Raw genomic sequence first — 21,269 nt, forward strand, 5'->3', positions numbered from 1 at the left:
AAACTTAGCCTACGGAGGTATTTTCACGCCATAATATAAAGAACGAGTTGGAGGAAGTAATATGCAGCGACTATTTTTAGGTGTCTCGCCAACAGAGCAGCAAGTTAATCAACTCAGCGATATTCAGTCTCTACTGACTACCGTAGGCCACAAAGGTTATGGTCGCCCAGTCAATCGCAACAATTTCCATATGACGATCGCCTTTCTCGGCCAAACTGATAACGCTTCTCTGGCCCTGCTAATTAAGGCTATCGATGCAATTGCTTGCACCAGTGGCTGGAAAAAATTTAGTATCACCTTAGACAAATTAACCCTGTGGCGTAAACCTCAGGTTTTATGTTTATCCGCCCCTTCACTGACTCAGGTATCGCTCAACCCTGAGTTGTATTACACAGTGGAGCATTGTCAGAAGATTATTCATTCGATACAGTCAAAGTCGGTACCTTCTAGGTCGACTTACAACGGGGCCGAACAGCCAACTAAACCCCATCTACACTTCACTCCCCATATAACCTTACTTAGAAAGGCTAAGTTATTGCCGGAGAAAAACCTGATACAGATGGGTTTAGCAGCAATTACACTCAATCCAAGTCAGATGCACTTATATCGTTCTGTCAGTGGTGAACGCGGCGTCGAATACCATATTTTACATTCCTGGCCATTAGTCTGAACACGCTAAGCTTCAACTTCTAAAACTTCACACAAAAAACCTAACTAAATTGCATTTAAATAAGACTTAGTCGCCACTAAACGCACCGTAGCCGCTCCTATAATATCTAAGAAGCCAAGTATGCTATGAGGCTTATCGGCGCTGATCCATGCCGAACCAGTTGCTCCTATAGGCAACATGGCCATAGTCGCTTCATCAACCTCTAAGATAACCGTACGCCCTATTGGCATAGAACCAAGGGAAATATGCCTGCCTACAGACTGCTCTCTTGGCAGTATATCCCCCTGAGCCTCTCCGGTAGCCTCAACTTTACTGTGTACTCTTGCCCTAAATATCTGCCCCGGATAAGCATCGATATAAAACTCGGCGAACTGCCCCTTATTGATATAGGCAAAAGACTGATCCGGAATCCTCATCTCGACAAACTTCTTATTTGTCTGCCAAAAATGCATGGCACCAACACGTGAGCCATCGGCAATGTAGACATGGGTCACCATGCCATCAAAGGGCGCGGTCACATTGAGTTGGCTGAGTTCATAATTTAAGCTTCTGATCTTAGCCCTTTGCACATCTAGCTTTGCCTCAAGCACTTTGAGCTCAGCCTGAACAATCTCAACGCGATCTCCGGAGTTTTCTAAATCTCGTTCGCTAACATGGGCTTGGATCCTTTGATTACGCACATAATCGCGATTGGCTTGGGCAAATTCCACCTGTTTAGCTTCGACAGTACGTTGAATCTCCATCTTATTCGCCATGACTTCATCGATGGCACTGACAACACTATCGTCTCTTAAGGTATAAAGCAGTTCACCCTCGTTTACATACTGGTTATGATCGACATAGATCTGATCGATCTGCTGACCTAAAGCCGGTGACAGCACAGAGTGAGGGGCTCTAACAGTGGTCGAGTTAGTCAGATCAGAAGGTGAGTAAAATCGATGAGCCATAAACAGGCTAAAGGCTAACAGGCAGCCGATAAAGACACTGATAAAGTAATTTCTGGGTCTGGGCTGAATGACCTTAAACTTAAACAGTAACCAAACAATAAATATATAGGGAAGCATTATCTCTTTCATGAACGTGTCCCCTTAAACCATAGTTGCGCCTTATCCCAATCTGTCACGATCGCTATCACTGCTATGACCCACAAGGGCTTCCAAATGAGACCTAACATACATAACCAAAAAATCAGTTTGGCTTGATGCATTCCCTTCTCTTTCGCCATGTATTTTGGCAATGAATGCAAGTGCCATAACTTTAAGGCAACCCAAGAAAATATCGAGAGTGTCACTAAGGCGATAAACCACATAAATGCGACAGAATCGAGCAAGACCATCAAACTAGGCAGGGATTCAAATTCTAAACTTGTATCATGTATTTTCATTAATTCACTCAGCTGAACTTTGGAGCCCACACCCAATAATCTTCACTAAGAGGAATCACACTGAGGACGGATGACCCCATCTCTTCGAGATGGGTAAGCACAAAATTAATTTAACAGCCGAGAGTCTAGCTTTAACCGCCTGAATGACAGTTGAATCGAGAGGCGTAAGCCAGCCTAAATAAGAGGAGTGACTGTAAGCTAAATATACAGATTGCAGATAAAAAAAATGCCGCCTATTCAAGGAAGCAATTGAAGAATTTAGTTGCTGCGGAAATTAGGTGTTCTACTGATTAGACTATTCTGATAAGCGACTATTGAGTGAGGCCTAGTTAACTGGCCTTAGCTAGGCCTCACTCCGATCTCGAACCTATTAAATCATGCTCTACCCTGAGCTTAAATTTTATATCTACCGATAACGAATGACATAAACCACAACGGTCCACATCCTAGGGTTTCATTATTGAGTATGATTAATATCACACTCAAAACTAAAAACTGACTAATATTGTTTGAAAAGATTTGAAAACTTTTGAATTAGCTTATACGGAAGTTTAGGAGGCTCAACAAAATTAAAAAAGATAATAAATAGATACTGTTAATAATTATCAATTGCAGTTTAGCCCTTTCACAGTGGTTCTCATTTAAGACAGATTTTTATCATTCAGTATCGAAATGAGTCATGACTTGTCGAAACAGCCCCTCTGAATCAACTGCGACTCCCTGACCGCCGCTAGAAGCAATTTTTGCGATCAACTCATCCGTCGCATTTAGGGTATAAATATAAAAAGGGATCTCGACACCTTGGCTACGCATCTTCTCAAGTAATTTCAAGCCAGCGATGGCATCTTCTTCACGTCCCATGTCAGAGATGATCACATCGTATTGATATAAGGAAATCAGTAGCAAAGCCTCACGAGACGAAGTCGTACTGTATACGCCTATGTTTTTCCCTCTGAGGAACTCCCGCTCTCTCGAGTTATTCTCTGGATGATCATCTATCCATAGCACCCGCCCTATGGCATCGGCAGACTCACTGTAAACAATTGCCTTCTCATCGACTACACTGTGCCCCTCATGACTGGCTGTTAAATATCGGTCGAAGGAGTGCGTAGAAAGCAAAGCATATAAAACGATGAAACTCACAGCGATAGAAAATAAAATTGTCGACACTCTGGGCCACTCATGGGCAAGCTTGTCCAGCTTCTGCCGAATACCAGTAAAGTTAGACTTGAGGCTCGTATTATCGGCTTTTCTATCGTCTGTAAGCCGATCTGTAACATAGGTCTCGGAGGCTAGAGTCGCCGTAACTGGCGTTAATTGCTGATTTGCCAGCTGCCTGCCAAGCTCTTGGGATAGACGATAACCACGACCATGTACCGTTTGAATGATAGCGACCTCACATCCCGCTTGCTTAAATATCTTTCTGGCATCGGACACGAGTTTAGACAAGGACATATCGGACACCACAGTATCGGGCCAGATAGACTCGAGACATAGCTGTTTACTGCAGTGACTGGGATAATTTTCGATAAGGAGACGAAGTAGCAAACAGATCCGTTCATCGATCGGAATCGACTGCTGTTTAATGATCAACTCTAATTGCTGGATGTTGATACTAAACTCATCAAAACTGATATACATGAAGAGTGACATTCCCTTGAAGCTTAATGAGGCTCTCGTAATCAAGGTAAATAGTCCGGATTCCATTTTATCCAGAACTAAGATACATACAGAGTAGCGCTTAAGAACAACAATAATGCAACAAACACTCTGGCAGAGCAATAGCCATCATTTAGTGAAAAAATTGTCAGATGAGGGGATACATAGGAAAGTGTTACAGCTAGACTGTAAAAGAGAGTTAAGGCTTATGTCGGACGGGACTCTTACCAAAAAAAGCCAGAGTCATTATAACTCTGGCTTCAAGGTTTCGCAGCACTAGGCTTTAATTAGTCCTGTAGCAAGCCCGCTATGGTCAACATACCGTGGGTAGTACCACCTGCGGCCCAGAGACCATTTGGCGCGTCAGCAAAGGCTGAGGCTAGATCCATATGCAACCATTTCGCCTCAGGGGACACAAAATGCCACAGGAAGCCAGCAGCATTGGATGCACCACCCGCTCCACCACCTTTCATGGGGCGACTGTTAGCCGTATCGGCATAAGCCGATGGACACATCTCACGATGCCAAGGATCTAGCGGCAGAGGCCAAACACGTTCAGCCACTGCGGCAGCTTTTTCTTGTGCCATCGCAAGAACTTCGCTCGATGGAGAGAAAATGGCATTGTAGTTAGTTCCAACCGCCATCACAGCTGCGCCAGTTAAGGTCGCCGCATCTATGATCAATTCAGCCCCCGTAGCGGATGCAGCTTGTAGACCATCGGCCAACACCAGACGCCCTTCGGCATCAGTATTAACCACTTCCACGGTAACGCCATTCTTATAGGTCAAGATATCACCGAGTTTATAAGCGTGACCACTGATCAGGTTCTCGGCGCAACAAAGGAACATTTTAACTCGTTTGTTTAAACCTTGCTTCATAGCCAAACCAAGCGCCGCAGTGACGGTAGACGCGCCGCCCATGTCACACTTCATTCCCAGCATACCTTCCGAAGCCTTAATGCTATAACCGCCGGAATCAAATGTAATACCTTTACCCACTAAGGCAACAGATACAGGCGCATCTTCTCCCAATGGGTTGTAATCAAGCTCGAGCATGGCTGGTGGACGTTCGCTGCCGCGACCCACGGCATGAATACCAACCCATTTCTGCTCTAAAAGTTCTTGTCCTTCGATGATACGGTAGGTCACCTTATCGCCGCCGATCTCAGATAACCAGTGAGCCGCCAGAATAGCTAACTTAACAGGAGCCAGATTTTCAGGGGTTTCATTGATCAAGTGGCGGGCAAAACTCGCACTCTCTAGACGGTTTTTGAGCTCAGTTTTAACTGCATCATCACCTGTCCAGCGAATATCTGGATTAGATTTAGCCGTGGCAAAGCCTTGGGAGAATGCCCACTGTGAGTCTAGATCCCACAACTCACCTTCGAGGGCTATGGCCGATAAACCTTGGCTACGAAGTTTACGCGCCGCTTGCTGGATCTGACGCAGTTCATCTTCACCTTGTAGATGGATCGTCACCAGATCATTGCTAAAAGTAACATCAGCCTTGCCCCAATGAGCGGCTGGTGCATCTCTGGTAAGGGTAACTTTCATTAAATCTGTCATGGGTGTTCCTTCCTGAACTATTTCTTATTTCGTTTTGCACGCAGTTTACTTCATAGAGTCAAATACGGACAGTTAAAAGCTGATAACCTTGGGCCATTATTCCAATCATAGCGGATCTCAACTCATGGAATTCATCCCCTCTTTCCAGCAGGGAAAGTTAATAAAACGATACAAACGCTTCCTGACGGATATCGAACTCGAAGATGGCAGCCTAGTCACCATACACTGCCCCAATACAGGCTCCATGAAAAACTGCCTGTTTGAGAGTAAAAGAGTCTGGTTTTCCACCTCAGATAATCCTAAACGTAAATACTCACGCACCTGGGAGCTGGCCGAGTCCGACCAAGGCCACCTCATTGGTATCAATACTGGTAGAGCCAATCAGTTGGCGGAAGATGCCATTCGAACAGGTGTCATCACCGAATTGCAGGGTTACAGTTATCTTAAGCGTGAAGTAAAGTATGGCAGTGAGAATAGCCGTATCGATATTCTATTACGGGACGAATCGACAACGAGCCCTAAGCCTGACTGCTATATCGAGGTCAAAAGTTGCACCTTATTAGAAGAAGGTCAAGGCTATTTTCCTGACTCTGTTACCACCCGCGGACAGAAACACCTGCGAGAATTGATGGAAATGGTCGCCTTAGGCCACAGAGGTGTGCTGCTTTTTGTGGTGCAGCACACTGGAATCGACTCAGTACAAGCAGCCGCTCATATCGATCCTGCATATGCTCAACTTCTCACCAAGGCACATCAATTTGGTGTCGAAGTGCTAGCATATTGTGCAGAAATGTCGCCAAATGGCTCATCCCTGATTAAATCCTGTCCTGTCAAACTCTAAATAGGCGGTAAAAGTTGAATTAATGGAGAATAGGGAACATAGTCAAGGAATATCATCATCGCAACACAAAAAGTTTGCTTGCTCTATCAGTTTCTGATATAGATATCGGCCTTAAAATACAAGCGCCCTAAAACGCAAATGATTAACAGGAGATGCGTTATGCCAGAAGGCACTAAAAAACTCGGCGTGCTCGCTATCGCAGGTGTAGAACCTTATCAGGAAAAGCCTGGTGAGGAGTACATGAACGCAGATCAGTCGAGCCACTTCAGAACGATTCTGGATGCTTGGCGTAATCAATTGCGTGAAGAGGTCGACCGTACTCTAAATCACATGCAAGACGAAGCGGCAAACTTTCCGGATCCTGTCGACCGTGCAGCACAAGAAGAGGAGTTCAGCTTAGAACTTCGAGCTCGTGATAGAGAACGCAAGTTGATCAAGAAAATCGAGAAGACACTTCAGAAAATTGAAGAGGACGACTTTGGTTTCTGTGATTCTTGTGGTATCGAAATCGGTATACGCCGTTTAGAGGCTCGCCCAACAGCCGATCAGTGTATCGACTGTAAGACACTTGCCGAGATCAAAGAAAAGCAGATGGCTGGCTAGTCTAGCTCTTCTTGTTTTGATAATGAGACTAAGTAAAGTGGGTTTTCCCACTTTACTTAGTCTCTGTTTGTTTTTAATCATCAAATTAACCTAAGCTTTACTGTCACACTTCACCATTTCATACGCTAATTGTTTCAGCTGAGATTATGAGCCACCAAGCATATATAGGCAGATTCGCCCCTTCTCCCTCTGGTCCCTTACATTTTGGTTCCCTCGTTGCCGCTCTGGGCAGCTATTTACGTGCTCGCTCACAAAACGGCCAATGGTTAGTTCGTGTCGAAGACATCGATCCACCACGGGAAATCCTAGGCGCGACAGATGATATCTTGCGCACCTTAGACGCTTACTCACTTCATTGGGATGGTGACCTGCTATATCAAAGTAACCGTCTCGACACTTATCAGAGCCAAATAGACAGCTTAATTGCACAGGACAAGGCCTATTACTGTCAATGCAGCCGTAAACAAATCAAAGCCATGGGCGGTACTTATGATGGACGCTGTGGTCGGCTCACTAGCCCACATGTCAGCGGCGCCATTCGCATCCGCAATAATACAGGCATAGACAGATTTGACGATCTGCAAATGGGAGAGGTCAAGGTAGATAAAGACTTCGCCACTGAAGACTTCATCATCAAGCGCAGTGACGGCTTATATGCCTATCAATTGGCCGTGGTAATGGACGATGCCTTCCAACAAATCACCGAGGTGGCGCGGGGGAGTGATTTGCTCATCCCCACTTGCAGACAGATAAGTCTGTTTCAGATATTTTCTCAGACGCCGCCCGCATGGCTGCACTTACCTCTGGTTTGCACCACACCAGGCATGAAACTCTCGAAACAGAACCATGCAGCAGCCATAGATAAGACTCATCCTCAAGTTAGCTTCAATGCCGCCTTAGCCTTTCTAGGTCAGGCTCAGGTAACACCTGAACAGCAAATGGATAAGATGGTCACTCAAGCCATTGCACAATTCGATCTATCCTTAATCCCTAAGCAAACAGAAATCATCTTGGCTTAAGAATATACTCATTGGCTTACATTTGGGGTATCATAGCCGCCTTGTTGTAACCCATAGTACTTTGCACAGCACAGATGCAATTCCGAGGTGTCCCATTTTTCGCCGTATTAGCAAATTCTGTAAACAGTTATTTGATAACCAACAGACTACTGAAGAAACAACCGATTCAGGCTTAAGTCTGGAAGTTGTCCCGAGACAAGATCACACTATTTCTCGGAGACAGATGAGCGAAAATGCCATAAAGGTACTCTATCGCCTACATAAGTCTGGCTTTAAGGCTTATCTGGTCGGTGGCGGCGTGCGTGATATTCTCCTGGGGTTACAACCAAAAGACTTTGATGTGGTCACCAACGCCACACCAGAAGAGATCAAAGCTCTCTTCCGTAATTGTCGCCTCATCGGTAGACGCTTTCGTCTGGCCCATATCGTCTTTGGCCGTGATGTTATCGAAGTTGCCACCCTACGCGGCCATCATGTGGACTCCGGTGAGAAGATCTCCAAGACCAATGCCGAAGGCCGACTGCTGCGTGATAACGTCTACGGCACCATAGACGAAGATGCCGAACGCCGCGATTTCACCGTTAACGCCCTCTATTACGACATTAGCGACTTCTCCATTCACAGCTATGGCGGCGGTCTACATGATCTAGAGGCTCGTACCATCAGAATGATAGGCGATCCTAATACCCGCTACCGTGAAGATCCCGTGCGCATGCTCAGAGCCGTGCGCTTTGCCACTAAGTTGGGCATGACAATAGAGGAAGGCACGGCCTCCCCTATCTATGAATTGGCACCTCTGCTGAAAGATATTCCTGCAGCCCGCATGTATGAAGAGATCCTTAAACTCTTCTTCAATGGTCAGGCACTGAATAACTTCAACATGATGCGCGACTACGGTCTGTTCGAACCATTATTCCCTCTGGTCAATGGCCAGCTTGTCGATGAGCCTGAAGGCCCGGCGATTAAGATGATGCAAAGCATAATGGAAAGCACCGATGCTCGAGTTAAAGCCGAGAAAACAGTCACTCCTGCATTCTTCTACGCCGCTATTCTCTGGTATCCTCTAAGCCAACGCGCCGATGATATTGCTTTAGAGGGCGGTTTAAGTCTCTACGATGCCTATTATGCCGCCATGGGCGATGTAATGGAGCAGCAGTGTCGCACTATTAGCATTCCCCGCCGCTTCAGTACTCCGGCGAAAGATATCTGGCAACTACAGCTAAGATTCGATCGTAACCAAGGTACACGAGCCTTCAAGTTTATCGAACATCCAAAATTCCGCGCTGCCTATGACTTGTTATTGCTTAGAGCAAGCGCAGAAGGTGGCACAGTGGCTAAATCTGCCGCTTGGTGGAAGAGCTTTGTCGAAGGCGGCGAAGAGCAACGTAGCGTCATCGCTCGCTCAGTCAACAAGGGCAGTCGAAACCGCAACTCGAACCAGCGCCGTCGCCGTAAACCATCGACTAAGAAGACGTCATCACACTCAGATGAGCAATCAAGTAGCCAAACGACCGATAAACCATCGGAAACCAAGAAGACTGCTAATCCGGGCAATCCATCAACGGATAAGTCTGCCGGTTAATGGCCAAGGTTTATGTTGCGCTCGGGGCAAACCTGACTGAGCCCGAATCTCAGCTCGACAGCGCCTGTAAGGCTCTGGCCGAGCTGGCTGACTCGAATATAAAGCCTGCACTCACCATATCCTCTTACTATCGCTCAGCCCCAATGGGCGATGTAATCCAACCTGATTACGTTAATGCCGTTGTCGGCTTCCATACCACTCTCGAGCCCATCGAGCTATTAGATGAATTACAGAAGATAGAGAATGAACAGGGGCGAGTCAGATTAGAACGTTGGGGACCGCGCACCTTAGATCTCGATATCTTACTCTACGATAATCAGACCATAGACACTTCCAGACTCACTGTTCCCCACTATGGTATGAAACAACGCAGCTTCGTGCTTATCCCTCTTGCCGATATAGCCCCAAATCTAACACTTCCATGTGGCACAAAACTTAACGGGCTTATCGATGCAGATTTGACTGCAGAATTAGAACAAATAGTCAGATAGTATTGAACTCTGATGGGAGTTAGCTTATAACAGCACTCTATCAAGGATTCATAACCGTTTTTTAATCAGATTTAAGAAAGTCACTATGTCTAAGATAACTAGCTCTACCCTGCTCAAATTTAAGCAGGAAGGTAAAAAGTTCACTTCACTCACGGCCTATGATGCAAGTTTTGCCAGCACCTTCGACAGTGAAGGAGTTGATGTATTACTCGTAGGTGACTCTATGGGTATGGTGCTTCAAGGACATGATGATACTCTACCGGTCTCGGTGGAAGATATTGCCTACCACACTCGCTGTGTTCGTCGCGGAGTAAAGCGGGCTCTGCTTATCGCTGACATGCCATTTATGAGCTATGCCACTCCAGAGCTCGCGATGACTAATGCCACAGTGCTGATGCAAGCCGGTGCCAGCATGGTCAAGATTGAAGGCGGACACTGGTTGTTAGAAACAGTGACTAAGCTAACCGAACGAGGTATTCCTGTTTGTGCCCACTTAGGTCTAACACCTCAGTCGGTACATGTATTCGGCGGTTTTAAGGTTCAAGGACGTGATGCAGACAATGCCCAGCGTATCTTAGATGAAGCCAAAGCGCTAGAAGCCGCTGGCGCTCAGCTATTAGTTGTCGAATGTATTCCGGCCCCGTTAGCAAAAGCCATCAGCGAAGCCCTGACTATCCCGGTGATAGGCATAGGTGCAGGTGCAGGTACTGATGGCCAAATCTTGGTCATGCATGACGTACTCGGGATCTCCAGTGGCTACATTCCTCGCTTCTCTAAAAATTACCTGAAGCAGACCGGTGAGATACGTGATGCCATTCGCGCCTATATCGATGAAGTCGAGAAGGGAATATTCCCGGGCAGCGACCACACCTTTAGCTAGACGATTATATTTGTCTCTTTAGCTAAAGCGATGAAAGACATCGCCGGCATGACACACGTTTTAGCCGGCGATGCTGATAACTAAGAATAAAAAACAGTTAAGGATTGCCATCATACAATCCTTATCTCAGAGCAGTGATAGGCCCAATCAAGATGATCACCACCCAAGAGATAACACAAATACGTGAGCAAGTTCGTGTCTGGCACGCCAAGGGCGAAACTGTCGCCTTCGTCCCTACTATGGGCAACTTGCATCTAGGCCATATTACTCTTATCAAGGAAGCGGTAAAACGAGCCGATCATGTGATCGCCTCTATCTTCGTCAATCCCATGCAGTTCGGTCAAAACGAAGATCTCGACGCTTATCCTAGAACCTTGGCCGCCGATCAACAGGCACTGACAGATGCCGGCGCAGAGCTACTGTTTACTCCAACCCCTGAAACCATCTACCCCAAGGGCATGGAACAGCAGACCTTTATCGAAGTCCCCGAGATCGGTGATGAACTATGTGGTGCTAGCCGTCCAGGTCACTTTCGCGGCGTCGCTACCATAGTATGTAAGCTATTTAATATCGTCCAACCCGACGTTGCCCTGTTTGGTAAAAAAGACTTTCAGCAACTGCTGGTGATCAAGACCATGGTCGAAGATCTCTCCATGCCTATCGAAATAATAGGCGTTGAAACCATACGTGAAGAGTCGGGTCTTGCCATGAGCTCTCGCAACGGTTACCTGAGCCAGTCACAGAAAGGTCAGGCCGCCAAGCTAAAACAGGTAATGGATGTCATGTCTCAGGAGATTCAATCTGGACAGGCTATAGTCGATGCTATTGCCGAGGCCAACGCTGAACTCATAGAGGCAGGTTTCAAGCCTGACTATCTGGAGGTGCGCAGCTCAACCGATCTCTCGTCAGCCCAGGCTGAGCAGAAGGCTCTGGTGATTGTCGCCGCAGCTTATATGGGCACAACCCGCCTGATCGATAACCTCTGCTTCGAGCGCTAATCCCACAAGGCTCACAAGAAAGCCTCTCACGATAGAGGCAGCTCAAGGCACCTAAGGTGCCTTTTCTTAATACCTGTACTCATGATTTTTGATGAATTTAGAATATTCTCTTAAAAATCAATTGAAACCTTCTCTCTGCTAAACAAGCTAATCCGCTCACGTCCAAGGGTAAAAAACTGGTTTTATTAAAAAACTTGCGCCATAGTATTAGTTGAAAAAGTACCGCTTAGCGCAATACTCACATTATAAATAGAAATGTTAGAATAGCAGTGTCAGCACTAACTCGACTGAAGGATATTTGGGCATACACCCAATAAACAGTCGGCTAAACCTAGTCCCATGAATTGTTTAATGGGACTAGGAATGACAGGCAACACAAAGGAAGTTAAGCCAAATGGCAAGAGAGATCCACACAAACACAGCTCGTTTTTACACAAGCCTAGTTAACTTGGGCTATCTTTTGGCGGCTTACCTATTATCCAGTCTTCTCGTCAGCCCAGCTCAGGCTAATAGCATTTATAAATGTGTTAAAGATAATAAGGTTGTTTTTAGCCAGACTATCTGTCCGAAAGAATTTAGCCAGCATAAGATAGAGTATCAGCTAGGGATCACGACAGAGACAGATTCAGATAAACACGAGAAAAAGCTCGACCCTTTGCAAGCCCTGCTGAGTAAGAAAACGATCTCAAAAGAGAAATTAGTTCACCTTCTCAATAGCGAGATATATCGCTTAAATCAGGAACTCAGTTATTTCGATATCCTAAAATCCAGCGAACTGCAAAAAATTGAACGTAAACGCTATTGGGAAAAAAAAGCGAAAAATAATCCTGAATACCTAGCCGAGGTCAAGGACATGAATAGCTATTTTGATGACCTTATCAAAAATAATCAATCTACTATAGATCTTCTCAAGGCCCATAAAATTCAGATAGAGGCTGAGCCAATACCTGAAGATAAGTGATATAAATAACATAACACTGCTCATCTGACTTCAGCAATTCACAGCAAGCAGTGACTTAGTAAGACAAGCGATAATAATAAAATGAAAAAAAATGCTCCGCTTACCTCACCAATTAATAGCAAGATCCAGTGGCCAGCCATATTGATCCATGTCGACCATGATGAATTAGTCTATTGTAATAGCGAACAAGACTGGCAGTTAGAAGCTCAGGGGCATTTAGACGAAATGAGCCAGTTGTTCGACTCATCGGGGGTAAGCTTTTGTCTCGAACTAGATAAAACAAATGATCTCACGCAGGACAAGCACCTGACTTGGCTAGCGGCCGCCGAGCCACTTGATCTGAAGCAAGTATTAATTTACGTCAGACGACATGCCAGTACCTTAGGTCACTGCTGTACGGCTAAGCTAGGCGCGAATACTGTCAAACAGGTTTTCGATATAATGAAATATCTAGAAGAAGGTTAAAAATCAATCCCGCCAGTCGAATACCTTGCCATCTTTCATTAGCACTTGCAGCATACGGCCATCTCCTCCTCGATAGAGCCACTGCTCGCCACTACGTCCAGAACGATGCACGGTATCAGGCTCGCCCCGGCTTTTAAGCAAGACTCTCTTACTCATGCCTATGGCAACCTCATGACTGTTGATCAATTTACGTTCATCTGCAGTGAAGTCACTCTTGATGTTTTCAATAACAACTAGCTCACTCTGACTATCTACAGCTTCACAGAGGTGATCCTGAAACACCATTTACCGTCCACCTCACATTGATACACCTTAGCTTGGCTCACTTGAGAGAACATCCCACAAGAAGCTACAAGCCCCACTAGGATAATCAATTGCAGTTTCATCTTACTTCCTTGTTCTTAAGAATAAGATCACAGGCCCTAGAGTCTAGGACCTAGATCTACTTGTTGTTATACCAAGCCTTCTTTTTAACTACGTAAGCCTATTCCACGGCTTATCAGATAATAAGCTAAAGTCCATAAGCCTACACAAAAACCTACCATAACAGCGATTGAAAATGGCACGCTCATGTCCGCATAACCCAGGAAACCGTAACGAAATACGTTAATCATGTACACCACAGGGTTTAGCTTTGACACACCTTGCCAAAAATCGGGTAACAAGGACAGTGAATAAAATACGCCACCAAGGTAAGTCAAAGGCGTCAACACGAAAGTAGGTACAATACTGATATCATCGTAGCTGTTGGCAAATATGGCGTTGATAAGCCCACCGAGAGAGAACAAGATCGAAGTAAGCAGCACAGTGATTGCCACTAATCCCACGTGGTGCAAACTGATATCGACGAAGAACATGGCGACTAAGGTCACGATAGAACCGACGCAAAGGCCTCTAACTACACCGCCGCCCACATAGCCGGCAATCATAACGTAGTGCGGCACAGGGGCTACAATCAGCTCCTCCAGGTTTCTCTGAAACTTGGCACTGAAAAATGACGAGGCTACATTTGAATATGAGGCAGTGATCACCGACATCATGATCAAGCCAGGAGCGATAAACTCCATATAGCTAACACCGCCCATCTCTCCTATGCGCTTACCCACCAGATTACCGAAGATGAGGAAGTACAAGGTCATGCTGATCGCTGGCGGCACTAAGGTCTGCACCCAAATACGGGTAAAACGATTAACCTCTTTGGTTAAAATACTCTTAAATGCCGTGGCATACAGGGCTTTCATATTCATGATGATGCTCCTTTATTGGCTGAAGCTTCTTTATCAACTAAAGCTCCTTCCTGAGTCAGCAGCTCACTACTCTTATCTGGCTCAATCGCGCCCTTCTCCACCAGTTCCACAAACAGCTCCTCCAATCGGTTGGCCTTGTTCCGCATGGATAACACCTCGATGCCCTGGTCACTGAGCTGGGAAAATACACCATTAAGGCTCTGCTCCTTGGCCACGTCCACTTCAAGTGTATGGCCATCACTCAGACGACACTTGATACCATCAAGACTCGGCTCGACGCGCAGATCTTTTCCTAGATCCAATACGAAAGTCTCCATATTTAATCGGCTCAGCAAAGATTTCATGCTGGTGCATTCGACCAAGACTCCCTTATCTATAATGCCGATATTACGGCACAACATTTCAGCCTCTTCGAGATAATGAGTGGTTAGGATAATGGTCACCCCTTGCTCATTCAGCTCTGTGAGGAAGGTCCACATGGAGCGTCGTAGCTCAATATCCACCCCCGCGGTCGGCTCATCTAAGATCAGTAGCTGAGGTTCATGCATCAAGGCGCGCGCTATCATCAGTCGGCGCTTCATGCCACCAGATAAAGCTCGGGCTGGACTATCACGTTTCTCCCACAAATCCAGCTGAGTCAGGTACTTCTCGGCACGTTCCAAGGCGAGCTCTTTCTTCACTCCGTAGTAGCCAGCCTGATTGACGACTATTTGTAGCACCTTTTCAAACTGGTTAAAGTTAAACTCCTGTGGCACCAGACCAATACGTAACTTAGCCAGCTCCAGTTCCTTGTCGATATCATGCTCAAACACTGACACCTTACCCGAAGACTTCTGTACCAATGAACTAATCACACCTATTGTAGTGGACTTGCCTGCACCATTGGGGCCAAGCAAAGCGAAGAAGTCCCCCTTCTCCACCGTTAAGCTGATCCCTTTTACTGCCTCGACACCACCTTTATAGGTTTTCTTTAGATCTTTGATCTCGAGTGCGTAAATCGGGGAATTTTTTGTATTCACCATGTGTATCCTAATTCCAGTATGTTACTGGGCAGAAAAATCTGAATGTGTCCCATTGAATGGCTTAAAGCCGTGGTAAATGAGTAGTTCATATACTGAGCCCTATTCAGAAACTGAGTTAACTTATATTGGGACATATGAACAAAAAAAAACCGCAAAGTGCGGGTATTTTAAAATAAAACGCTTTTCACTAAGTACGAATACCGATTAAAGCACTTACTCCGCAGGGATCACTTTGGCAATATAAGGTAAGTTACGGTACTGCTCAGCATAGTCGATACCATAACCGACAATGAATTCATCAGGAATAGTCATACCGACAAAATCGACTGGAACTGGGATCTCACGTCGTCCAGGCTTATCGAGCAAAGTACAAAGTGCCAGACTCTTTGGATCGCGCAACAATAACAATTCACGGATCTTATTCAGGGTATTGCCCGAATCAATAAGATCTTCGACAATAAGCACATCACGTCCCTTAATGTCAGACTGCACATCCTTAAGGATCTTCACCTCACGTGTGCTGGTCATATCATTACCGTAGCTAGATACCGACATAAAATCGATCTCAACATGGCCCTTGATGCGGCGACATAGATCAGCCATAAAAACCACAGAACCTTTAAGCAGTCCAACCATTAACAAACGCTCGCTGTTAGCATAATGAGCATTAATCTTTTCGGCTAACTGGTCTAATGTTTGATCTATCTCTGCCGTAGAGATCATCTCTTCAATCGTGTGTTTCATAACCTTCTCAACTTTGCTTTCAACTGACTCTTAAAAAGTGTCTTATTTATCACTATCTTTGGCATTATGTTTGTCATAACCCCAACGATTTGTTAAATCATGCTCAACGCCCAGATGGTCAAGAATTCGGGCGACCATGAAGTTTACCAGATCTTGCACTGATTTGGGATCATGATAAAAACCGGGAGCCGCAGGCATAATGGTCGCTCCCAACTTAGACAGAGACAACATATGCTCTAAATGTATGGAACTAAAGGGAGTTTCCCTAGGAACTAAGATCAGTTGGCCGCGCTCTTTAATAACAACATCCGCGGCACGTTCAAGCAAGCTATTGCTCATTCCCGTCGCCACAGCCGCTAGAGTACCTGTGCTACAGGGACAGATCACCATCTGCTTAGGTGCAGCCGAACCCGATGCCGGTGGCGAGAACCACTCATCCTTGCCCAGCACATGCAGCAAACCTTTAAGTGGAGACTCGCTCCTACCGGCGAACAGTTCGAGCAATTGTTGCTCAGCTTTTTTACCATTAGCACTGAGCTTTACATCTTCCTCGGTGGCAAGCACCACACGTGCGGCACTAGAGACCATCAAAAAAACCTGATAATCGGCGACTAACAAGCACTCGAGCAACTTCAACCCATAAGGTGCCCCCGAGGCCCCCGTCCAGGCCAAACTGACCGACTTTTGCTTTTTTGGGTAACTCATAAAATCTCAATAAATAGTTGTAAGCTGTAAGTATCAAGCTGTAAGCTCAAGGCAAAGTATAGGAAATAAGGTGAGCTCATATTCCACACGACTCTTTTCTTAAAGCTTATGACTTATCACTTACAACTTTAATCGTTCAGTTTTTTCAATAACTTCTTATGCAAGCCGCCGAAACCGCCATTGCTCATGACAATAATGGTGTCGCCAGTCTTCGCCTTGCTAGCTACAGTATTCACTATCTCATCTATGTCATATAGCACAGATACGGGCAGATCGGCTTTTTCCATCGCTGCTTCAATATCCCAATCAATACTGTCGGCCTGATAGAGATAAGCCTCGTCAGCAAGTGACATTGAACCAGCTAACGTGTTCTTGTGAACACCGCTCTTCATGGTATTTGAGCGTGGCTCCAGAATAATGGTGATCTTGGCCTCTCCCACCTTGGCACGACAACCCTGCAATGTTGTCGCGATAGCTGTAGGATGGTGTGCAAAGTCATCATAGATGGCAATGCCATTCACCTCTCCAATAAGCTCCATGCGGCGCTTAGGCGGCTCGAATTGGGCCAAAGCTTGAATAGCCGACTCTGGCTTAACACCCACATGACGCGCCGCAGCTATGGCCATGGTAGCATTCTCGACATTATGTTGGCCGATCAAGCTCCAATCTAAGATGCCCTGAGACTCACCATCGAAAAACAACTCAAACCTGTGGCCATCATCGGTAATAAGCTTACTAGACCAAGTTCCTTGGGCGTTTGTGACTGACGACTCTTGATTATCCGATATAAGATTCGAGCAGTTTTTCCCATAGCTCTTTGTATAAACCTCTTGCTCGCTCCAGCAGCCCATGTCGATCACTTGCTGCACCGCCTCGCTGTCTGTGGGCCAGATGATCTTGCCCACTCCAGGAACAGTACGGATCACATGGTGAAACTGACGTTGAATCGCTTTAAGGTCATCGAAAATGTCGGCGTGATCGAACTCTAGATTGTTGATGACCAGAGTACGCGGCTGGTAATGGACAAACTTAGAACGTTTATCGAAAAAAGCACTGTCATACTCATCGGCTTCCACCACAAAAAAAGGTGAACCACCCAAACGAGCTGACACGCCAAAGTTTTGCGGCACGCCACCAATGAGAAATCCAGGTTCATAACCACAATCTTCTAAGATCCATGCCAACATACTCGCAGTAGAGGTCTTGCCATGAGTACCCGATATCGCCAGTACCCAACGATCTTTAAGAATATGTTCCGCCAGAAATTGTGGCCCGGAAGTATAAGAAATACCCCGGTTAAGCACAGCCTCTACACATGGATTTCCTCGGCTCATGGCGTTACCAATTACCACCAAGTCTGGCGCATCATCTTCGTTTTGACCAAACTGGCTAGGATCGAAGCCTTGAATGAGTTCAATGCCCTGCTCCTCAAGCTGAGTGCTCATAGGCGGGTAAACATTAGTGTCGCTACCGGTGACCCTATGCCCTTTCGTACGTGCTAATAGGGCGAGGCCGCCCATGAAGGTGCCACAGATCCCAAGAATATGAACATGCATGGTGCTAACTCTGATGAGAAATAATTTGAGGCTATTCTAGCGGGATGAGAGACCGTTGTCAGTTAACAATGGTTTAAAGACACTGATATCCCTATGGCCAATTGAATACAAGAAACACCTTGCTAGGAAAGCCAACATAGAAGATATTGTTCTTCTTAGCCATCAAAAAGCCTCAGACGTTACATATGCAGTCGACTATTGATATCTCGTGGGCTCAACTCGCCTTTTTTATGCTTATCTTAGTCATTCCCTTTTTCATCAATCGATATCTGAGATTAGCGCTCGGCAAGGAGATAATCACAGCGGTTTTACGAATGACAGCTCAGCTTATCCTTGTCGGGCTTTATCTACAGTTCCTTTTTGAACTTAATAGCTTATCACTCAACTTAATCTGGCTTACTTTGATGCTGCTCATAGGTGCCAGCGCCATCATCGGTAGTGCCAAGCTACCAAAACGCCCGCTTTTTTTACCGATTATTACAGGCCTTCTGATCGGTATTACGCCTTTAATGACTATTCTACTGCTAGCCTTGCTAAAGCCCACACCGGTTTATAGCGCCCAATACCTGATCCCGCTGGCTGGCATGTTACTGGGAAATTGCTTAAGCGGTAATATTGTCGCATTACAGAGATTATTTTCCGCTTTCGAAGAGAAAAGAGATCAATATGAGGGGGCCTTAGCCCTAGGTGTGACCCCCTACCAGGCCGCCTTTCCGTTTGTGCAATCGGCGTTAAAACAATCTTTTGCACCGATACTCGCCTCTATGACTACCACAGGACTGGTTACACTGCCGGGCATGATGACAGGTCAAATTTTAGGTGGCAGTGACCCTATGGTGGCCATTAAATATCAGCTGGTGATATTAGTCGCCATATTTGTGATGTTGACTATTTCAGTCACACTCTCTTTGATATTAACCATAAGAACTTGTATTGAACCAACTGGATTAATAAAGATAAAAGCCATTAGATAATATAATCTACTTGTGGGTTTTCAGCAATAATAAATCCAGCATAATCTCTGGACTTATTATTAAACGACTTATTTAACCTATTTTAAATTAAAATCTATAATCAATACCAAAGTAAGCTTGCTGAGAGTCGTTTAAACTAAGTTCAGTTGTATGACCTAAATCATCAGTAACTCCTTTAGTATAATCTTGCTTCAGATAACGATAACCAATCTCTGCACTTACATTGTCACTAATATCCATCATAAAACCCGTTTGACCACCATAGACAAAGCCGCCTTTAGAGCCTAAGTGGCTGCCACTCATCTCGGTATGAGCATAACCAGCTGTAGCACCAATAAACCAATTGATATTACTCTGCCCCATTGGAATTAAGTAATCATAAGAAGCAAGAAAGTTTTGCTGAGTGAAGTCACCGTTACCTAGCTCCTTTGAGGTACCTGAATTATAGCTATAGGTACCATATACTCTATGCTCACTGCTGTTACCAAAGTATTTACCAGCCCTAATTGAATAGACCACATCGTATTCACTCACCTTTAGGTTAAAATCTTCGGCAAACTGCTCTGGTTTAGGTGTGGTATGACTCTCTTCAAATACATTTTTCTGTGAACCTACTGAACCACCTATAAACCAATCTGAAGCAAATGCTGGAGCTGCAGTTAAACTAGTAATCGATACGGCTAATAATAATTTATTCAATTTCATAATATGCTCTCTTAAATTAATAAAGTACAAAGTTGTATTTTTAAATTGAACATAGATTATTATTAAGTGCCTGTATAAAAGCTGAACACTCGCCCACAAAGTAAACATTAATTTAACATTAATTCAAAATTTAAATTTGAAATGAAATTTAAGACTTATTAATCTAAGAAAGAATAAAGCCGCTTAGCCTATATATAAAACCCTTACATCTCGGCGTTGTTGATCAAATCCTCGCTATAGATGCAGCTACTCCAAGGGTTTGAGCTAACTAGGCAGGCTGTTTCCTAACTGGCATTCCTAGTCTTATGACTTTGTTCATTGCCTTTACACCTGCCAGCGCTTCACCTACTTGAGCATTATAATCTCGTAGGCTAAGTTTCGGACTAATTAGTTGCTTATATCGGTACATTGCTGTTTCAGATAGCGACCGTAAGTGATAGTCATTTTCCTTCTTCCATTGCGCTAACTCATTATTTTTGAGGGCTCTCACTGCCTCGTTTCGAGGATGCCCATCCTCCCAAAACCCAGCACTGCTTCTTGGTGGGATAGTTGGTTTGCAACCTTTACGCTGAAGTAGTTTGTGACACGCTTTGGTGTCGTATGCGCCATCAGCAGAAACTTGTTTAATCTGTCTTCTTAACGGCTTGATTAATGTGGGTAACACTTCATTATCAGCAACGTTAACCAGAGTGACTTCTGCTGCTACGACTTCATGCGTATTCGCATCTACTGCGAGGTGTAACTTACGCCAGGTACGACGCTTTTCTTTACCATGCTTTCGAGTCTTCCATTCTCCCTCGCCGTAAACTTTGAGGCCCGTTGAATCAATCACTACATGTGCCACAGAGCCACGACTCGGTGAGCGATATTTGATATTTACGGTCTTGGCACGTTTGCTAATGCAGCTATAGCTTGGTGAGGTTAGTGGCACATCCATAAGCTGGAAAACCGAGGTAGTGAAACCTTCTAGTGCTCTCAGTGATAAGTTGAATACACCTTTAACAACCAATGCAGTTTCAATAGCAACATCAGAGTAAATATACCCACGGCCACGGCGGCCGTGATGTTCAGAGCAACACCAAGAGCTAATGGCGTGCTCATCAATCCAAAAGGTCAAGGACCCTCGATTAATCAATGCCTTATTGTACTGAGACCAATTGGTCATTTTACGCTTAGCTTTACCCATCTTGATGTTTCC

24 protein-coding genes are annotated in these 21,269 nt (G+C 45.2%); 11 read left to right on the top strand and 13 right to left on the bottom strand.

All coding sequences use genetic code 11. The features are described 5' to 3' along the window. Window positions 1-61 precede the first annotated feature (61 nt). On the top strand, window positions 62-670 hold the full coding sequence (locus sps_RS24445) for a 2'-5' RNA ligase family protein (protein ID WP_077754897.1): 609 nt from the start codon (window positions 62-64) through the stop codon (window positions 668-670). A gap of 44 nt (window positions 671-714) precedes the next feature. Here the strand turns inward: sps_RS24445 and sps_RS24450 are convergent, their stop codons facing one another. From sps_RS24450 to pepB, 4 genes are all read right to left on the bottom strand, one after another. Then, complete coding sequence (locus sps_RS24450; RefSeq protein WP_077754898.1) at window positions 715-1,746, bottom strand: HlyD family secretion protein; 1,032 nt, start codon at window positions 1,744-1,746, stop codon at window positions 715-717. Next, window positions 1,743-2,054 carry an Mg2+ and Co2+ transporter gene (locus tag sps_RS24455; RefSeq protein WP_077755847.1) on the bottom strand — a complete coding sequence of 104 codons (312 nt, stop codon included), beginning with the start codon at window positions 2,052-2,054 and terminating at the stop codon, window positions 1,743-1,745. The genes sps_RS24450 and sps_RS24455 overlap by 4 nt, the downstream gene beginning before the upstream one ends. 657 nt (window positions 2,055-2,711) lie before the next feature. Then, complete coding sequence (locus sps_RS24460; protein ID WP_169915930.1) at window positions 2,712-3,695, bottom strand: response regulator; 984 nt, start codon at window positions 3,693-3,695, stop codon at window positions 2,712-2,714. Window positions 3,696-4,000: 305 nt separating this feature from the next. Beyond that, a complete protein-coding gene (pepB, locus tag sps_RS24465; protein ID WP_077754900.1) occupies window positions 4,001-5,278 on the bottom strand; it encodes an aminopeptidase PepB in 1,278 nt (425 codons plus the stop codon). A gap of 124 nt (window positions 5,279-5,402) precedes the next feature. Here pepB and sfsA point away from each other — a divergent pair, with 124 nt between their 5' ends. The 9 genes from sfsA to sps_RS24510 all read left to right on the top strand — a co-directional run bounded on the left by sfsA (window position 5,403) and on the right by sps_RS24510 (window position 13,118). After that, the gene (sfsA, locus tag sps_RS24470; protein WP_077754901.1) at window positions 5,403-6,119 is read left to right on the top strand and encodes a DNA/RNA nuclease SfsA; all 717 of its coding nucleotides are present in this window, start codon (window positions 5,403-5,405) and stop codon (window positions 6,117-6,119) included. A gap of 159 nt (window positions 6,120-6,278) precedes the next feature. After that, window positions 6,279-6,722, top strand: coding sequence for an RNA polymerase-binding protein DksA (dksA, locus tag sps_RS24475; protein WP_076416588.1), 444 nt, complete (start codon window positions 6,279-6,281; stop codon window positions 6,720-6,722). A gap of 146 nt (window positions 6,723-6,868) precedes the next feature. After that, window positions 6,869-7,741, top strand: coding sequence for a tRNA glutamyl-Q(34) synthetase GluQRS (gluQRS, locus tag sps_RS24480; RefSeq protein WP_149027353.1), 873 nt, complete (start codon window positions 6,869-6,871; stop codon window positions 7,739-7,741). A 22-nt stretch (window positions 7,742-7,763) separates the two neighbouring features. Next, window positions 7,764-9,323, top strand: a complete 1,560-nt coding sequence (pcnB, locus tag sps_RS24485; protein WP_418346691.1) for a polynucleotide adenylyltransferase PcnB — start codon at window positions 7,764-7,766, stop codon at window positions 9,321-9,323. Then, window positions 9,323-9,814 carry a 2-amino-4-hydroxy-6-hydroxymethyldihydropteridine diphosphokinase gene (gene folK / locus sps_RS24490; RefSeq protein ID WP_077754904.1) on the top strand — a complete coding sequence of 164 codons (492 nt, stop codon included), beginning with the start codon at window positions 9,323-9,325 and terminating at the stop codon, window positions 9,812-9,814. Before pcnB ends, folK begins: the two co-directional genes overlap by 1 nt. An 85-nt stretch (window positions 9,815-9,899) precedes the next feature. Then, a complete protein-coding gene (gene panB, locus sps_RS24495; protein WP_077754905.1) occupies window positions 9,900-10,694 on the top strand; it encodes a 3-methyl-2-oxobutanoate hydroxymethyltransferase in 795 nt (264 codons plus the stop codon). Between the two features lie 152 nt (window positions 10,695-10,846). Next, complete coding sequence (panC, locus tag sps_RS24500; RefSeq protein WP_077755848.1) at window positions 10,847-11,692, top strand: pantoate--beta-alanine ligase; 846 nt, start codon at window positions 10,847-10,849, stop codon at window positions 11,690-11,692. 394 nt (window positions 11,693-12,086) lie between these two features. Then, window positions 12,087-12,653, top strand: coding sequence for a DUF4124 domain-containing protein (locus sps_RS24505; protein ID WP_237157941.1), 567 nt, complete (start codon window positions 12,087-12,089; stop codon window positions 12,651-12,653). 81 nt (window positions 12,654-12,734) lie between these two features. Then, window positions 12,735-13,118, top strand: coding sequence for a DUF4144 family protein (locus sps_RS24510; protein ID WP_077754906.1), 384 nt, complete (start codon window positions 12,735-12,737; stop codon window positions 13,116-13,118). Between the two features lie 3 nt (window positions 13,119-13,121). Here the strand turns inward: sps_RS24510 and sps_RS24515 are convergent, their stop codons facing one another. The 7 genes from sps_RS24515 to mpl all read right to left on the bottom strand — a co-directional run bounded on the left by sps_RS24515 (window position 13,122) and on the right by mpl (window position 18,392). Next, on the bottom strand, window positions 13,122-13,403 hold the full coding sequence (locus sps_RS24515; RefSeq protein WP_077754907.1) for a hypothetical protein: 282 nt from the start codon (window positions 13,401-13,403) through the stop codon (window positions 13,122-13,124). Continuing rightward, entirely contained in the window at window positions 13,370-13,504 is a 135-nt protein-coding gene (locus tag sps_RS29115; protein ID WP_257788640.1) for a hypothetical protein, read from the bottom strand. The genes sps_RS24515 and sps_RS29115 overlap by 34 nt, the downstream gene beginning before the upstream one ends. An 84-nt stretch (window positions 13,505-13,588) precedes the next feature. After that, window positions 13,589-14,359, bottom strand: a complete 771-nt coding sequence (locus sps_RS24520) for an ABC transporter permease (protein WP_149027445.1) — start codon at window positions 14,357-14,359, stop codon at window positions 13,589-13,591. A 2-nt stretch (window positions 14,360-14,361) separates the two neighbouring features. Next, the gene (locus tag sps_RS24525; protein WP_077754909.1) at window positions 14,362-15,387 is read right to left on the bottom strand and encodes an ABC transporter ATP-binding protein; all 1,026 of its coding nucleotides are present in this window, start codon (window positions 15,385-15,387) and stop codon (window positions 14,362-14,364) included. A 213-nt stretch (window positions 15,388-15,600) separates the two neighbouring features. Further along, complete coding sequence (gene hpt, locus sps_RS24530; RefSeq protein WP_077754910.1) at window positions 15,601-16,131, bottom strand: hypoxanthine phosphoribosyltransferase; 531 nt, start codon at window positions 16,129-16,131, stop codon at window positions 15,601-15,603. 42 nt (window positions 16,132-16,173) lie between these two features. Next, window positions 16,174-16,836, bottom strand: a complete 663-nt coding sequence (locus sps_RS24535; RefSeq protein WP_077754911.1) for a flavin prenyltransferase UbiX — start codon at window positions 16,834-16,836, stop codon at window positions 16,174-16,176. A 128-nt stretch (window positions 16,837-16,964) separates the two neighbouring features. Then, complete coding sequence (gene mpl, locus sps_RS24540; RefSeq protein WP_077754912.1) at window positions 16,965-18,392, bottom strand: UDP-N-acetylmuramate:L-alanyl-gamma-D-glutamyl-meso-diaminopimelate ligase; 1,428 nt, start codon at window positions 18,390-18,392, stop codon at window positions 16,965-16,967. 185 nt (window positions 18,393-18,577) lie between these two features. On the opposite strand from mpl, the gene sps_RS24545 reads away from it, so the two are divergent. Beyond that, window positions 18,578-19,366 (top strand): ABC transporter permease, encoded by a 789-nt coding sequence (locus sps_RS24545; RefSeq protein WP_077755850.1) that lies wholly within the window; start codon window positions 18,578-18,580, stop codon window positions 19,364-19,366. An 87-nt stretch (window positions 19,367-19,453) separates the two neighbouring features. Here sps_RS24545 and sps_RS24550 read toward each other — a convergent pair whose 3' ends face one another. Both sps_RS24550 and sps_RS24555 read right to left on the bottom strand, forming a co-directional pair. Then, window positions 19,454-20,071: an outer membrane protein gene (locus tag sps_RS24550; protein WP_077754913.1), complete on the bottom strand. Its 618-nt coding sequence runs from the start codon at window positions 20,069-20,071 to the stop codon at window positions 19,454-19,456. 268 nt (window positions 20,072-20,339) lie between these two features. Further along, window positions 20,340-21,257 (bottom strand): IS5 family transposase, encoded by a 918-nt coding sequence (locus tag sps_RS24555; RefSeq protein WP_077752481.1) that lies wholly within the window; start codon window positions 21,255-21,257, stop codon window positions 20,340-20,342. Window positions 21,258-21,269: the final 12 nt, after the last annotated feature.

This window comes from Shewanella psychrophila (assembly GCF_002005305.1).
GTDB classification, from domain to species: Bacteria; Pseudomonadota; Gammaproteobacteria; order Enterobacterales; family Shewanellaceae; genus Shewanella; species Shewanella psychrophila.

Bases quoted from the DNA above. Each gene is read 5' to 3' on its own strand.
- sps_RS24505 (WP_237157941.1), top strand. From the start codon at position 12,087: ATGGCAAGAGAGATCCACACAAACACAGCTCGTTTTTACACAAGCCTA.
- sps_RS24520 (WP_149027445.1), bottom strand. From the start codon at position 14,359: ATGAAAGCCCTGTATGCCACGGCATTTAAGAGTATTTTAACCAAAGAG.
- panC (WP_077755848.1), top strand. From the start codon at position 10,847: ATGATCACCACCCAAGAGATAACACAAATACGTGAGCAAGTTCGTGTC.
- folK (WP_077754904.1), top strand. From the start codon at position 9,323: ATGGCCAAGGTTTATGTTGCGCTCGGGGCAAACCTGACTGAGCCCGAA.
- sps_RS24445 (WP_077754897.1), top strand. From the start codon at position 62: ATGCAGCGACTATTTTTAGGTGTCTCGCCAACAGAGCAGCAAGTTAAT.
- hpt (WP_077754910.1), bottom strand. From the start codon at position 16,131: ATGAAACACACGATTGAAGAGATGATCTCTACGGCAGAGATAGATCAA.
- mpl (WP_077754912.1), bottom strand. From the start codon at position 18,392: ATGCATGTTCATATTCTTGGGATCTGTGGCACCTTCATGGGCGGCCTC.
- sps_RS24515 (WP_077754907.1), bottom strand. From the start codon at position 13,403: ATGGTGTTTCAGGATCACCTCTGTGAAGCTGTAGATAGTCAGAGTGAG.
- panB (WP_077754905.1), top strand. From the start codon at position 9,900: ATGTCTAAGATAACTAGCTCTACCCTGCTCAAATTTAAGCAGGAAGGT.
- sfsA (WP_077754901.1), top strand. From the start codon at position 5,403: ATGGAATTCATCCCCTCTTTCCAGCAGGGAAAGTTAATAAAACGATAC.
- sps_RS24460 (WP_169915930.1), bottom strand. From the start codon at position 3,695: ATGTATATCAGTTTTGATGAGTTTAGTATCAACATCCAGCAATTAGAG.
- sps_RS24455 (WP_077755847.1), bottom strand. From the start codon at position 2,054: ATGAAAATACATGATACAAGTTTAGAATTTGAATCCCTGCCTAGTTTG.
- sps_RS24525 (WP_077754909.1), bottom strand. From the start codon at position 15,387: ATGGTGAATACAAAAAATTCCCCGATTTACGCACTCGAGATCAAAGAT.
- sps_RS24510 (WP_077754906.1), top strand. From the start codon at position 12,735: ATGAAAAAAAATGCTCCGCTTACCTCACCAATTAATAGCAAGATCCAG.
- sps_RS24555 (WP_077752481.1), bottom strand. From the start codon at position 21,257: ATGGGTAAAGCTAAGCGTAAAATGACCAATTGGTCTCAGTACAATAAG.
- sps_RS24550 (WP_077754913.1), bottom strand. From the start codon at position 20,071: ATGAAATTGAATAAATTATTATTAGCCGTATCGATTACTAGTTTAACT.
- pepB (WP_077754900.1), bottom strand. From the start codon at position 5,278: ATGACAGATTTAATGAAAGTTACCCTTACCAGAGATGCACCAGCCGCT.
- gluQRS (WP_149027353.1), top strand. From the start codon at position 6,869: ATGAGCCACCAAGCATATATAGGCAGATTCGCCCCTTCTCCCTCTGGT.
- dksA (WP_076416588.1), top strand. From the start codon at position 6,279: ATGCCAGAAGGCACTAAAAAACTCGGCGTGCTCGCTATCGCAGGTGTA.
- sps_RS24545 (WP_077755850.1), top strand. From the start codon at position 18,578: ATGCAGTCGACTATTGATATCTCGTGGGCTCAACTCGCCTTTTTTATG.
- sps_RS29115 (WP_257788640.1), bottom strand. From the start codon at position 13,504: ATGAAACTGCAATTGATTATCCTAGTGGGGCTTGTAGCTTCTTGTGGG.
- sps_RS24535 (WP_077754911.1), bottom strand. From the start codon at position 16,836: ATGAGTTACCCAAAAAAGCAAAAGTCGGTCAGTTTGGCCTGGACGGGG.
- sps_RS24450 (WP_077754898.1), bottom strand. From the start codon at position 1,746: ATGAAAGAGATAATGCTTCCCTATATATTTATTGTTTGGTTACTGTTT.